General features: G+C 52.3%; 15 protein-coding genes. 12 read left to right on the plus strand and 3 right to left on the minus strand.

The genetic code is table 11. The features are described from left to right. Complete coding sequence (locus LVQ76_RS22330; protein WP_304503003.1) at nt 1–516, plus strand: tail fiber assembly protein; 516 nt, start codon at nt 1–3, stop codon at nt 514–516. Nucleotides 517–545: 29 nt separating this feature from the next. On the opposite strand, the gene LVQ76_RS11480 is transcribed toward LVQ76_RS22330, so the two are convergent. Next, a complete protein-coding gene (locus LVQ76_RS11480; protein WP_232921681.1) occupies nt 546–743 on the minus strand; it encodes a hypothetical protein in 198 nt (65 codons plus the stop codon). 56 nt (nt 744–799) lie between these two features. Next, nucleotides 800–1,429 (minus strand): hypothetical protein, encoded by a 630-nt coding sequence (locus tag LVQ76_RS11485; RefSeq protein WP_232921682.1) that lies wholly within the window; start codon nt 1,427–1,429, stop codon nt 800–802. A 325-nt stretch (nt 1,430–1,754) separates the two neighbouring features. On the opposite strand from LVQ76_RS11485, the gene LVQ76_RS11490 reads away from it, so the two are divergent. The 8 genes from LVQ76_RS11490 to LVQ76_RS11525 all read left to right on the plus strand — a co-directional run bounded on the left by LVQ76_RS11490 (nt 1,755) and on the right by LVQ76_RS11525 (nt 8,368). Continuing rightward, nucleotides 1,755–2,942 (plus strand): phage tail sheath protein, encoded by a 1,188-nt coding sequence (locus LVQ76_RS11490; RefSeq protein ID WP_232921683.1) that lies wholly within the window; start codon nt 1,755–1,757, stop codon nt 2,940–2,942. A gap of 12 nt (nt 2,943–2,954) precedes the next feature. Continuing rightward, nucleotides 2,955–3,476, plus strand: coding sequence for a phage major tail tube protein (locus tag LVQ76_RS11495; protein ID WP_232921684.1), 522 nt, complete (start codon nt 2,955–2,957; stop codon nt 3,474–3,476). A 62-nt stretch (nt 3,477–3,538) separates the two neighbouring features. Continuing rightward, entirely contained in the window at nt 3,539–3,844 is a 306-nt protein-coding gene (locus LVQ76_RS11500; protein WP_232921685.1) for a phage tail assembly protein, read from the plus strand. Nucleotides 3,845–3,876: 32 nt separating this feature from the next. Continuing rightward, entirely contained in the window at nt 3,877–3,999 is a 123-nt protein-coding gene (locus tag LVQ76_RS11505; protein ID WP_115628221.1) for a GpE family phage tail protein, read from the plus strand. Beyond that, complete coding sequence (locus LVQ76_RS11510) at nt 3,989–6,433, plus strand: phage tail tape measure protein (RefSeq protein WP_232921686.1); 2,445 nt, start codon at nt 3,989–3,991, stop codon at nt 6,431–6,433. The genes LVQ76_RS11505 and LVQ76_RS11510 overlap by 11 nt, the downstream gene beginning before the upstream one ends. 11 nt (nt 6,434–6,444) lie before the next feature. After that, nucleotides 6,445–6,906, plus strand: a complete 462-nt coding sequence (locus LVQ76_RS11515; protein ID WP_232921687.1) for a phage tail protein — start codon at nt 6,445–6,447, stop codon at nt 6,904–6,906. Further along, nucleotides 6,906–8,072 (plus strand): phage late control D family protein, encoded by a 1,167-nt coding sequence (locus LVQ76_RS11520; RefSeq protein WP_232921688.1) that lies wholly within the window; start codon nt 6,906–6,908, stop codon nt 8,070–8,072. Before LVQ76_RS11515 ends, LVQ76_RS11520 begins: the two co-directional genes overlap by 1 nt. Nucleotides 8,073–8,149: 77 nt before the next feature. Next, nucleotides 8,150–8,368, plus strand: coding sequence for a DNA-binding transcriptional regulator (locus LVQ76_RS11525; RefSeq protein WP_232864299.1), 219 nt, complete (start codon nt 8,150–8,152; stop codon nt 8,366–8,368). Nucleotides 8,369–8,553: 185 nt separating this feature from the next. Here LVQ76_RS11525 and LVQ76_RS11530 read toward each other — a convergent pair whose 3' ends face one another. Continuing rightward, nucleotides 8,554–9,495: a VirK/YbjX family protein gene (locus LVQ76_RS11530; RefSeq protein WP_232921689.1), complete on the minus strand. Its 942-nt coding sequence runs from the start codon at nt 9,493–9,495 to the stop codon at nt 8,554–8,556. Between the two features lie 392 nt (nt 9,496–9,887). Here LVQ76_RS11530 and btuC point away from each other — a divergent pair, with 392 nt between their 5' ends. Genes btuC through btuD form a run of 3 tightly spaced genes read left to right on the plus strand, consistent with a single transcriptional unit; the run spans nt 9,888 to nt 12,195 of the window. Then, the gene (btuC, locus tag LVQ76_RS11535) at nt 9,888–10,868 is read left to right on the plus strand and encodes a vitamin B12 ABC transporter permease BtuC (RefSeq protein ID WP_064553914.1); all 981 of its coding nucleotides are present in this window, start codon (nt 9,888–9,890) and stop codon (nt 10,866–10,868) included. Nucleotides 10,869–10,900: 32 nt separating this feature from the next. Next, nucleotides 10,901–11,449 (plus strand): glutathione peroxidase, encoded by a 549-nt coding sequence (locus LVQ76_RS11540; protein ID WP_232921690.1) that lies wholly within the window; start codon nt 10,901–10,903, stop codon nt 11,447–11,449. Continuing rightward, complete coding sequence (btuD, locus tag LVQ76_RS11545) at nt 11,449–12,195, plus strand: vitamin B12 ABC transporter ATP-binding protein BtuD (RefSeq protein ID WP_232921691.1); 747 nt, start codon at nt 11,449–11,451, stop codon at nt 12,193–12,195. The genes LVQ76_RS11540 and btuD overlap by 1 nt, the downstream gene beginning before the upstream one ends. Nucleotides 12,196–12,230 lie beyond the last annotated feature (35 nt).

The raw sequence follows: 12,230 nt of genomic DNA on the forward strand, positions 1-12,230 counted from the left end.
ATGGACACATTTTTGAATCCGAGAATTTATAAAAATGAATCCGTGCATATTGAAGGCATGTTTTATACGGGGCTTTACTTCAAAGACGACAGGGATCGTGACTGGTACGAGACGCTGACCGGCTGGGCGGGTGCCATTGCGGTCAATGAATCTGATATCGTTTGCGCCTGTGAATCGGATGTGTCGATGATGGGGATGGCCGAGGGGCGCAGCGTTTATGAGGTAGATCCGGCAGATGTGCCTCAACACGTGGTAGGCAATTATAAATACGAGAACGGCGTGTTTATCGATATCCGCCCGGATGAAAAAGAGCTGGCCGGACGGGAAAAGGCGGAATTATTACTCGATGCGGCGGCGGTAATATCCCCGCTACAGGATGCTGTTGATTTGGGTATCGCAACGAATAAAGAAGCTGAGCAGCTTCTCGCCTGGAAGAAATATCGTGTGCTACTCAGTCGCGTTGATGTTTCGGTGATGAGTCGCAATGAATGGCCGCAGCCGCCTGTTGCTGCCTGACAGATAAAGAAAAGCCCGCATAAAGCGGGCTAGTCATACGGGCATTCCTGATACTCATCATCTTCATCGTCCACAAACCAGACGCACCAGAAGTAGCCCAATAACAACCAGCCGACCAGTGCCACCACGCCCCACAAAACATATTCCATCGCATCGCCTCCGTGAATGGCAGAAACGATAGCGACAATACCCCCTGATAGACAATGGATATAAACGATCAATTGCATCTGATTGATCGCTGGTGCCGATCAATACTCTCTCACGTTACCCTCTTAGTCATACCTTAAATGTCTTTTGCAAGGGTTAATATTATATCTCTAAATCGTTCATCATAAGAGATATAAGGTTCGTCAGGTACTGGGTAACCATAACTTACTTCATTGCTATACATTGTGAAATCAATTCCTGCATCTACCCAGTCATTAATGGCCTTTTTATACATCCTGTCAGGCACAATAATTTCGACACAGTCCAGAATGCTTAATTCATCAGTTTTTAAGCGCCACTCACGTTCCCAAGTAAAATCAATGCCTTTTTTGTTGCGATGAGAGTTGTTCCGGGGATCATACTGGACGTGCCTCCATTTAATTGAGTTATCTAGTAGCCTCAGTTCATCTGATGGTTGATAAATGACGGGGCGCCCACCTAGTTCAAATATTTTTTGCTTTGAAAAACCAAACCCAAAAGGTTGATAACGAGATATATCGCTCACAATGAAATTGCGTGGTGACTCCGTGAAGCAGACACATCTTTCTTTACCAACAATGAATTTATCACTTCCTTTTATCACTCCATCATGAATTATGCTTTGCATGACATCAAAAGCTGCGTCGAAAAGCTCTATTGGATCATTACTCTCTAAATCTGTCTTAATCCAATGATAAACGTAGTTAGAAGAATCTTGCCTATTCATTATAAATTCTCATTAAAAATCACCAGCGCCTATTATCGTCAATTTTCTCTTAATCTTTATCCTTTTTAATTCAGCCTCAAAGTCATACCTCCATGGAAAAATACTCCAAAAAAATGTTGGTGCGAACGTTAATCGCGGGATCGATAGATACATTAAGCATTTATTGATAGCAGGTATACATCATCAACTTACTTCTAATATTTAATTCGCAATGTTTAATTGCTGAATGCGTTGTTGTCCCTTGTACTAGCCATCTCAGACTGCTCGCCTGCACGATAAAAAACACCTGAAAATAGACACTCCTGAAAACGACGGAGTAACCCGGATGGCTGACTATCACCACGGTGTGCAGGTTGTTGAAATCAACGACGGCACGCGTGTTATTTCCACGGTCTCGACGGCGGTCATCGGCATGGTGTGTACCGCCAGCGATGCTGACGCAAAGACTTTCCCCCTCAATGAACCGGTATTAATCACCAATGTGCAGGCCGCGATTGCCAAAGCCGGAACCCTGGGCACGCTGGCGGCCTCCTTGCAGGCGATTGCTGACCAGTGCAAACCGGTCACCATCGTGGTGCGTGTTGAAGAGGGCAGCGGCGATGATGAAGCCAATGCGCACGCGCAGACCATTTCCAACATCATCGGCGGCACCGATGAGCACGGCAAATATACCGGCATTAAAGCGTTGCTGACCGCCGAAGCGGTGACCGGTGTCCGCCCACGCATTCTCGGCGTGCCGGGGCTGGACTCGCAGGAAGTGGCGGTTGCGCTGGCCTCGGTGTGTGTCAGTCTGCGCGCCTTTGGCTATGTCAGTGCGTGGAACTGCAAAACGATTTCTGACGCCATCAAGTATCGCGACAATTTCAGCCAGCGTGAGCTGATGGTTATCTGGCCGGACTTTATCGCCTGGGATACGGTGAAGAATGCCAGTGCTCCGGCTTATGCGACCGCGCGCGCACTCGGTCTGCGTGCTTTTATCGACCAGACGGTCGGCTGGCATAAAACCCTTTCTAACGTTGGTGTGCAGGGTGTCACCGGCATCAGTGCATCAGTGTTCTGGGATTTACAGGCACCCGGCACCGATGCTGACCTGCTGAACGAAGCCGGTGTCACCACCCTGATCCGCAAAGATGGTTTCCGCTTCTGGGGAAACCGCACCTGTTCTGACGACCCGTTATTCCTGTTTGAAAACTACAGCCGCACCGCGCAGGTCATTGCCGACACCATGGCGGAGGGGCATATGTGGGCGGTGGATAAACCGATCACCCCGGTGCTCATCCGCGACATTGTTGACGGTATCAAAGCCAAATTCCGCGAACTGAAAAGCGGCGGTTATATCGTGGATGCGGATTGCTGGTTTGATGAAACCGCCAATGATAAGGAATCGCTGAAAGCCGGGAAGCTCTATCTCGATTACGACTACACGCCGGTGCCGCCACTGGAAAACCTCACCCTGCGTCAGCGCATCACCGATAAATACCTGGTGAACCTGATTGCCTCGGTTAACGGATAAGGAGCCAGAAACATGGCAATGCCCCGCAAGCTTAAATCGCTGAACCTGTTTAACGACGGCCTCAGTTACATGGGTGTGGCGTCCTCCGTCACGCTGCCCAAACTCACCCGTAAGCTGGAAGCCTGGCGCGGTGCCGGGATGAACGGTGCCGCGCATGTGGATTTTGGTCTCGATGATGACGCGCTGACCCTTGAATGGACGCTCGGCGGCTTCCCGGATGAGGCACTCTGGGCGCAGTACGCGCTGCCGGGTGCTTCCAGTGTGCCGCTGCGTTTTGCTGGCTCCTATCAGCGCGACGACACCGAAGAAGAAACCGCCGTCGAGGTGGTGGTGCGTGGCCGTCATAAAGAATTTGACGGCGGCGACAGCAAACAGGGTGAGGACACCGAGACCAAAATCACCACCCTGTGCACCTACTACAAGCTGACGATGAACGGCAAAGAGCTGATTGAAATCGACACCATCAACATGATTGAGAAGGTCAACGGTGTCGACCGTCTTGAGCAGCGCCGCCGCAATATCGGTCTGTCTTAATGCATTTCCCGGTCAGCCTGGCTGGCCGGTTAACCCTTGGTAAATTCCCGGAGAAAAACCTCATGAGCAACGCAAAAAATTACAAAAACACCTCTGATAACCCGAACATTGTGACCCTGGTGAAGCCGATTAAACGCGGCGACATCGTGATTGAAACTATCACCCTGATTAAGCCGACGGCAGGCACCCTGCGCGGGGTGAGCCTCGCTGATGTCGCCAGCTCGGATGTGAACGCACTGATTAAAGTGCTGCCGCGCATGACCTATCCGGGTCTGACCGAGTCGGATGTCGTCGCTATGGAGCTGCCGGACATGATGACGCTGGCCGCGAAGGTGATCGGTTTTTTGGCTCCGGCTTCGGTGGCTTAAGTTTTCCGCCAGGTTTATCGGTTGACGACCTGATGGCGGATATCGCGGTGATTTTTCACTGGCCGCCGTCAGAACTCTACGCCCTGAGCCTGAGCGACCTCATCAGCTGGCGCGAGATGGCGCTGAAACGGAGCGGAAATTCTCATGAGCAATAACGTCAGAATCGAAGTGCTGTTAAAAGCCGTTGACCAGGCGACGCGCCCGTTTAAACACATCCAGACGGCAAGTAAGACGCTGTCGGGTGATATCCGCAACACTCAGAAAACCCTCAAAGATTTAAACGGCCAGGCGTCACGTATCGAGGGTTTTCGCAAAACCAGCGCGCAGCTTGCGGTTACCGGGCAGTCACTGACGAAAGCGAAGAATGATGCCGAAGCGCTGGCGACGCAGTTTAAAAACACCGAGCGCCCGACGCGTGAGCAGGCCAAAGTACTGGCAACGGCAAAAGCGGCGGCGGAAGGATTACAGGCCAAATATAACAGCCTCACCGAGTCGGTGAAGCGTCAGCAGCGCGAGCTCGGCCAGGCCGGGATTAATACCCGCAACCTCACCCGCGATGAAAAGAGCCTGAAAGGTCGCATCAGCGAAACCACCAGTCAGCTTAACCGGCAGAAGCTGGCGCTCGAGCAGGTCAGCGCGAAACAGGCAAAACTCAACGCGGTCAAAAACCGTTATCAGGCGGGTAAAGAGCTGGCAGGAACGGCGGGTGCGGTCGGTGCCGCAGGTGTGGGTATGGCAACCGCCGGTGTGGCCGCAGGTGTCGGTATCCTCAAACCGGGCTATGACTTTGCGCAGAAAAACTCGGAGTTGCAGGCCGTGCTTGGGGTGGAAAAAACCTCGCCGGAAATGGAAGCCTTACGCAAACAGGCGCGCCAGCTCGGGGACAACACCGCCGCTTCTGCCGATGACGCTGCCGGTGCGCAGATTATTATCGCCAAATCCGGTGGTGACAGTGCCGCAATCCAGGCAGCAACGCCGGTCACGCTGAATATGGCGCTCGCCAACCAGCGCACCATGGAAGAAAACGCCGCGCTGCTGATGGGGATGCGCTCGGCTTTCCAGCTCTCAAACGACAAGGTCGCACACATCGGGGATGTGCTCTCAAGCACCATGAACAAAACCGCCGCCGACTTTAACGGGCTGAGTGATGCGCTCACCTATGTGGCTCCGGTGGCGAAAAATGCCGGTATCAGTATCGAAGAAACTGCCGCCATGGCCGGTGCGCTGCATGACGCGAAAATCACCGGCTCGATGGCAGGTACCGGCAGTCGTGCGGTGATCAGTCGGTTGCAGGCTCCGGTCGGTCAGGCGAAAACGGCACTCAGTGAGCTGAAAGTCAGCACCGCCGACCGCCAGGGCAACATGCGCCCGCTGTTTACCATCCTGAAAGAAATGCAGACCAGCTTTGAAAAAAACAAACTCGGTACGGCGCAGCGTGCGGAGTACATGAAGGTCATCTTTGGTGAGGAAGCCAGCTCGGCGGCTGCCGTCCTGATGACCGATGCCATGACCGGCAAACTCGATAAGCTCACCGCCACCTTTAAAGCCTCAGACGGAAAAACCGCCGAGCTGGTGAAGGTGATGCAGGACAACCTCGGCGGCGACTTTAAGGAGTTTCAGTCAGCGTATGAAGCGGTCGGCACCGACCTGTTTGACCAGCAGGAATCCTCCCTGCGAAAACTCACGCAGACCACCACGAAATATGTGCTCAAACTCGACCACTGGATTGTGCAGAACAAAGGGCTGGCACAGACGCTGCTCAAGGTCGGCGGTGTCGCACTGGCCGTGATTGGTATGGTCGGCGCGATTGGTCTGGTGGCCTGGCCGGTGATTGCGGGCATCAATGGCATTATTGCCGCTGCCGGTCTGCTCGGTACCGCCTTTACTGTCGCCGGTGGTGCGATGATGACGGTGCTCGGGGCGCTCACCTGGCCGATTGTGGCAGTGGGTGCGGCAGTCGTCGCCGGTGTGATACTCATCCGCAAATACTGGGAGCCGCTCGGTGCCTTCTTCTCCGGTGTGGTGGCCGGACTGACCGCTGCCTTTGCCCCGGTCGGGGAAATGTTCGCCCCGTTCGTGCCGATTTTTGACGCTGTGGTGCAGAAACTCCGGGCGGTGTGGCAGTGGTTCACCGAGCTGATTGCCCCGGTGAAAGCCAGCAAAGACACGCTTGATGCCTGGAAAGATTCGGGGGTTGCCGTCGGGCAGGCGCTCGCCGGGGCGTTTAAACTCGCCCTGGCACCGGTCACCGCGCTGCGAAGCGGCATTGATTACGTGCTGGAGAAGCTAGGACTCATCAACCAGGAATCCGGCCAGCTCGATGCAAAAGCCGAAATGGTAAATGCATACGCCAGCGGTGGTGGGTATTCCCCGACCGGTGGCGTGCTGACCGGCGGTTATGGCAGTTATCAGCCAGTGACGGCAAGCGCGGGTAAAAGCTATACCGACCAGAGCCGCAACGAATATCACATTGCCATCGGTGGCGGGGTGCAGAACGGCGGCGAGCTTGACCGCCAGCTCCGTGACAGCCTGGAAAAATACGAGCGTGAGAAGCGTGCGAAACAGCGCGCCAGCATGATGCATGACTAAGGAGACCGATCATGATGCTTGTTCTCGGCATGTTTGTTTTTCAGTTACAGACGCTGCCTTACCAGAGCCTGCAACGGGACGTAGATTACCGCTGGCCGTCAAACAGCCGCGTCGGCCAGCGACCGGCGATGCAGTTTCTCGGCGTGAATGAGGAAAAAATTGTCTTAAGCGGAAGCCTGCTGCCGGAAATCACCGGTGGCCGATTGTCACTGCTGGCGCTTAATCTGATGGCCGATGAGGGGCGCGCCTGGCCGCTGCTCGATGGCAGTGGCACCATTTACGGCATGTTTGTGATTAATGCGGTGAGCGAGACCTACACCGAGTTTTTTGCCGACGGCTCGGCTCGCAAAATTGATTTCACCGTCAACCTCACACGTGTGGATGAATCCCTGACAGCGATGTTTGGCGACATCCAGAAACAGGCCGACAGCCTGGTCGGGAACATGCAGAGCAAAATCGGAGGGTTATTCTGATGCTGATCGGAATGACGCTCGATGCCGGGGCGACGATGGCACCGGCATTTATGCTTACCCTGAATAATCAGGATATCACCCGCAATATCAGTGACCGCCTGATAAGCCTCAGTCTGTCGGATAACCGGGGCTTTGAGGCTGACCAGCTCGATATCGAACTTGATGACAGCGACGGCCTGATTGAGCTGCCGGTGCGCGGTGCAGTGCTGTCGCTGTTTCTCGGCTGGCAGGGTTCGGCATTGCTGGGTAAAGGGCAATTCACGGTCGATGAAATTGAGCACCGGGGCGCACCGGACACGCTGACCATCCGGGCAAGAAGTGCAGATTTTCGCGGTACGCTCAATTCACGCCGAGAGGCGTCGTATCACGAGACCACACTCGGTGAAGTGCTGAACACCATTGCCAGCCGCAACAAACTGACGGCCAGTGTCGCCCCGCAGTTTGCCGCGATTACCATCCCGCATATCGACCAGACGCAGGAGTCCGACGCGAAATTCCTCACCCGCCTGGCAGAACGCAACGGGGCGGAGGTGTCGGTCAAAGCCGGAAAACTGCTGTTTCTGAAAGCGGGTGCCGCTGTCACGGTCAGCGGTAAGCCTATTCCGCAGATGACCATCGAGCGCCGTGACGGTGACCGTCATCAGTTTGCGATTGCCGACCGGGGAGCCTATACCGGCGTGACAGTGAAATGGCTGCACACCAAAGAGCCAAAAGAGCAAAAGCAGCAGGTGAAGCTCAAGCGCAAGGCAAAGCCGCAGCACCTGCGCGCACTCCAGCACCCGACAGCCAAACCGGTAAAAGCGAAAAAGACACCGAAGGAAAAGGAAGCGCGCGAGGGCGAATACATGGTCGGCGAGGAAGATAATGTGTTTGCGCTGACCACCATTTACGCCAGTAAAGCGCAGGCCATGCGTGCGGCTCAGGCGAAATGGGACAAACTGCAACGCGGTGTCGCGGAGTTTTCAATTAGTCTTGCCATGGGGCGCGCAGATCTCTACCCGGAAACACCGGTCAGAGTGTCAGGCTTTAAGCGCGTCATAGACGAGCAGGCGTGGACAATCACTAAGGTGATGCATTCGCTCAGTAATAGCGGCTACACGACGACCTTAGAGCTTGAGGTGAGGCTTTCTGATGTTGAGTATCAGGAGGAGGGTGAAAGCAAATGAAATGTTATAACTCATTGTTAATAAATGATTTAATTGGTAAAATATCAGCATCAAACGAACTCAGTCGAGGTGTTGAAATGTTCCATTGCCCATTGTGTCAGACCGCCGCCCACGCCCGGACAAGTCGCTATCATTCAACGGAAACAAAAGAGCGTTACCACCAGTGCCAGAATGTGAATTGCAGTGCGACATTTGTGACGCTCGAGACCGTGAAGCACTACATCGTAAAGCCTGGCGAGAGAACACCAGTGTTGCCTCACCCGATGCAAGGTGGACAACAAACGATGTGGATGTGATAAACGAAAAAGCCCCGGAAAACCGAGGCTTGGATTTTTCGATGTGGACAGCACGTGGACGCTGTTTGGAATAAATCCTTTTATTTCAGTCGATTAAATTTAAATATCAAGGCCGCTTTAGCGGCCTTTTTCTTTGCTTAAAATCCAGCAATTTATCTCAGTTTATGCCGCAGCAAGAAACGTCTCTACGACAGATTAGCAATTTGCGCCGCCATATCATCCAGTAGCTGGAAGCGGCGACGATATTCCGCACGTTTCTTACTGGCGATGCTCTCAAGAGTTTTTCGTTCCAACTGCAAAGGGAGCTGCCAACGGCATGCGTTGTCTTTTACACCTTCAATGGATTGCCAGAAATCATCATAACTTGCGTGGAAATGGCGGCCTTTACTTAACCTGTATCGCAGCGCCCTGAAGACATGACCATTATCGCTGACCCCATATACGCTGGAAATTACGCTCCGGGCTGCTAATTGCCAGATAAACTCCATTAGCAGACGTTTAGGGAACAGACCGTAGCAGGCTCGTGTTGCCTGCTTTATTACCTCATGAGGTACTTCCCGTCTTGGTCCCTGTAGGCCACCAATAACAAGTTGCCATTGGTCTTTGGAGCGTAAAACGCTAAAAGTGAGACTGGCGAGCACGTGTTGGTTGCTGTCCTTAAGCCACAGTGTACTTTCACCTTCACGTTCGGCACTTCCTGCACAAGAAGACGAGAGCGAAAACTGACAGTCATCTTTTCCTGTAAGGGTCACCAGTGTTTTTTCTTGTACCGCAATTAATGCGCCAGCCAACTGCTTTGATGATAATGAGTCCACGAACTGATAATGCCCGATCACCGCGTCAGCACGTTGGCTGGCATTTAATCCCCGAACTAAATATTGGCGATGAGGTTTACTTGGTAACGTTATTTGCGCCTTTAACATCTGCTCAAAATCAGGTCGCAGGGCAAGACTCTCGAGCATCCGGCGAGTGGGATTGTAGAACAGGGCTGTGCGCATCATAAATTTAAACCGATAATTACGCTTGTGCCATATTGCACCCGGGAGCAGTTTTCCTGTAATGAGATCAGAAATAAGGTTTCTGTCGGGAGTTTGCAGATATGTATTTTGCAGAGTGTTGTCAGACACGGTAATTACCTTTCCTTGAGTTTTTATTTATTTTAATCCCTGCAGTCTGCAATGATCACGCCTTGCCTTCTTATAATCACACTTCGTTTATTCCCGATTTAATATTCGTAATGCCGTTGATAAATAATGGTTATTTATTAAATAATTACAAAGCTAATTATGACGTGATGGGGTCTTATGGTGGCTGTGGTTGGTTATATATGGAAGTGAAACTATCAGTGCTATTTCCGCCATAAATTATTATCTATTTACCTTTCATGTATTATTGGGAGCGTAGAATAGAAGAAATCTCATGCGCAGGCCCGCGCGCTTCCTTTAGCGCTTGTCGGATGTAGGAAACTCCCCGTAAAATCAGTTGCATGAATTCACTCTCATCGGATCTTTCCAAGCAGATGCTCACTTTTGTCGCTCAACAACGCCGCCACGAACGCCGCTGGCTACTTGCATTGTTTGCCACAATGTTGGGGATGGTGGTGCTGAGTTTAAGCGCCGGGGACCAGTGGTTTGCTCCTCAACACTGGATGCGTGAGGATGCACAGTTGTTCATCTGGCAGATCCGTATGCCCCGTACCTTAGCAGTGCTCTTGGTTGGCGCGGCATTGGCGATTTCTGGCACCATTATGCAGGCCTTATTTGAAAACCCACTGGCCGAGCCTGGTCTGCTTGGTGTCTCCAATGGAGCAGGGGTTGCGCTGGTAGCAGCAGTATTACTTGGACAAGGGATGCTGCCAGACTGGATTCTGGGTATTTGCGCGATCGCTGGTGCGCTGATTATCACTTTTATCCTGCTGCGTTTTTCGCGGCGCCATCTTTCTAATAGTCGATTGCTGCTTGCAGGTGTGGCCCTGGGGATTATCTGTAGTGCGCTGATGACCTGGGCTATCTATTTCAGTTCAAGCCTCGACTTACGCCAGTTAATGTATTGGATGATGGGTGGTTTTGGAGGTGTAGATTGGCGGCAATGGTGGCTGATGATAACTCTGCTTCCGGTGATGCTGTGGCTATGTCGGAACTATGCACCATTAAACTTAATGGCATTGGGTGAAATGTCTGCTCGTCAGCTAGGTCTGCCCGTCTGGTTGTGGCGCAATATTATGGTTATTGCAACAGGATGGCTGGTCGGTGTGAGTGTGGCACTTGCCGGCGCTATTGGTTTTATCGGCCTGGTCATCCCGCATATGCTGCGTCTTAAGGGGCTAACGGATCATCGTATTTTATTGCCTGCCAGTGCGCTGGCTGGAGCAACAGTGTTGCTTGGCGCTGATGTCATTGCACGTCTGGCGCTGGTTTCAGCCGAATTGCCGATAGGTGTTGTGACAGCAACGCTGGGCGCTCCGCTATTTATATGGCTACTATTAAAGGCTGGGAAATAATCCATCGTTTGATTTCAATTTAAGGGGACACAATGCAAGACATTCTGAATACTGAAGTCACCACCATTGACGGTGAAGCGACAACGCTCGAAAACTGGAAAGGTAAAGTACTGCTGGTGGTAAATGTAGCCTCTAAATGCGGTCTGACGGTGCAATACGAACAGTTAGAGAATCTGCAAAAAGAGCTGCAGCACGAAGGTTTCTCGGTTCTCGGTTTCCCATGCAATCAGTTCCTGGGCCAGGAGCCGGGCAATGAAGAAGAGATCAAAACCTTTTGCAGCACCACTTATGGCGTAACGTTCCCGATGTTTAGCAAAGTGGATGTCAACGGAGAGAATCGTCACCCGTTGTACCAAAAATTAGTGGCTGCTGCGCCAACTGCGGTTGCGCCTGATGGGAGTGGTTTTTTTGAACGCATGAGCAGCAAAGGCCGTGCGCCCGCTCATGTAGGCGATATTCTGTGGAACTTCGAGAAATTCCTTATCGGGCGAGATGGCCAGGTTATTCAACGTTTTTCACCGGATATGACGCCTGAAGATCCAGTGGTTATTAATGCTATTAAGTCGGCGCTAGCGAGATAATGTCGTTATTACAGCTTAACGATGTGGTTGTGGCGGAGCGGCTAGGGCCGATTTCCGCCACGGTACGCACGGGTGAACTGGTGCATCTTGTCGGGCCAAACGGCGCGGGGAAAAGCACATTATTAATGAGGGCTGCGGGGTTGAGTTTGGGGGGCGGGGAAATTACCTTTGCCGGCAGCAACCTGAACGAATGGCAACCTACGCAACTGGCTCGCCATCGTGCTTATCTCTCTCAGCAACAAATGCCACCATTTTCCATGCCTGTCTGGCACTACCTGCAAATGCATCAGCAAGTCAGTCCTGACGATAACGTGATGCTCAAGCTCGTTAGCAGTCTGGGTCTGACAGATAAACTCACGCGCAGTGTTAACCAGCTTTCTGGTGGCGAGTGGCAGCGTGTTCGCCTGGCAGCAGTTGTATTGCAAATTCACCCTGAAATTAACCAGCATGGGCGCTTGCTCCTGCTGGATGAGCCAATGAACAGTCTGGATATTGCTCAGCAAACTGCGCTGGACAGAATTCTGATGGCATTATGCGAAGCGGGCATTGCGGTGGTGATGAGCAGCCATGATTTGAACCACAGTTTGCGTCATGCACATACTGTCTGGTTGTTGCGTGCGGGTAAAATGATTGCGCAAGGTCAGCGGGATGATGTGCTGTCTGTGCAGCATTTAGCGACAGCCTATAACATGCACTTTCGCAGAATGCAGGTTGAAGGGCATAGCATGCTGATAGCCACACTTTAGTTGCTGGTAAAAACTTGCACCAAATCATAGGTAAG

This window comes from Buttiauxella cochleicola (assembly GCF_021283185.1).
Classification (GTDB): Bacteria; Pseudomonadota; Gammaproteobacteria; order Enterobacterales; family Enterobacteriaceae; genus Buttiauxella; species Buttiauxella massiliensis.

What these genes read in the sequence shown, in the direction of transcription:
- LVQ76_RS11500 (WP_232921685.1), top strand. Translation starts at nt 3,539, where the DNA reads ATGAGCAACGCAAAAAATTACAAAAACACCTCTGATAACCCGAACATT.
- LVQ76_RS11505 (WP_115628221.1), top strand. Translation starts at nt 3,877, where the DNA reads ATGGCGGATATCGCGGTGATTTTTCACTGGCCGCCGTCAGAACTCTAC.
- LVQ76_RS11540 (WP_232921690.1), top strand. Translation starts at nt 10,901, where the DNA reads ATGCAAGACATTCTGAATACTGAAGTCACCACCATTGACGGTGAAGCG.
- LVQ76_RS11490 (WP_232921683.1), top strand. Translation starts at nt 1,755, where the DNA reads ATGGCTGACTATCACCACGGTGTGCAGGTTGTTGAAATCAACGACGGC.
- btuD (WP_232921691.1), top strand. Translation starts at nt 11,449, where the DNA reads ATGTCGTTATTACAGCTTAACGATGTGGTTGTGGCGGAGCGGCTAGGG.
- LVQ76_RS11515 (WP_232921687.1), top strand. Translation starts at nt 6,445, where the DNA reads ATGATGCTTGTTCTCGGCATGTTTGTTTTTCAGTTACAGACGCTGCCT.
- LVQ76_RS11485 (WP_232921682.1), bottom strand. Translation starts at nt 1,429, where the DNA reads ATGAATAGGCAAGATTCTTCTAACTACGTTTATCATTGGATTAAGACA.
- LVQ76_RS11480 (WP_232921681.1), bottom strand. Translation starts at nt 743, where the DNA reads ATGCAATTGATCGTTTATATCCATTGTCTATCAGGGGGTATTGTCGCT.
- LVQ76_RS11495 (WP_232921684.1), top strand. Translation starts at nt 2,955, where the DNA reads ATGGCAATGCCCCGCAAGCTTAAATCGCTGAACCTGTTTAACGACGGC.
- LVQ76_RS11525 (WP_232864299.1), top strand. Translation starts at nt 8,150, where the DNA reads ATGTTCCATTGCCCATTGTGTCAGACCGCCGCCCACGCCCGGACAAGT.
- LVQ76_RS22330 (WP_304503003.1), top strand. Translation starts at nt 1, where the DNA reads ATGGACACATTTTTGAATCCGAGAATTTATAAAAATGAATCCGTGCAT.
- btuC (WP_064553914.1), top strand. Translation starts at nt 9,888, where the DNA reads ATGCTCACTTTTGTCGCTCAACAACGCCGCCACGAACGCCGCTGGCTA.
- LVQ76_RS11520 (WP_232921688.1), top strand. Translation starts at nt 6,906, where the DNA reads ATGCTGATCGGAATGACGCTCGATGCCGGGGCGACGATGGCACCGGCA.
- LVQ76_RS11510 (WP_232921686.1), top strand. Translation starts at nt 3,989, where the DNA reads ATGAGCAATAACGTCAGAATCGAAGTGCTGTTAAAAGCCGTTGACCAG.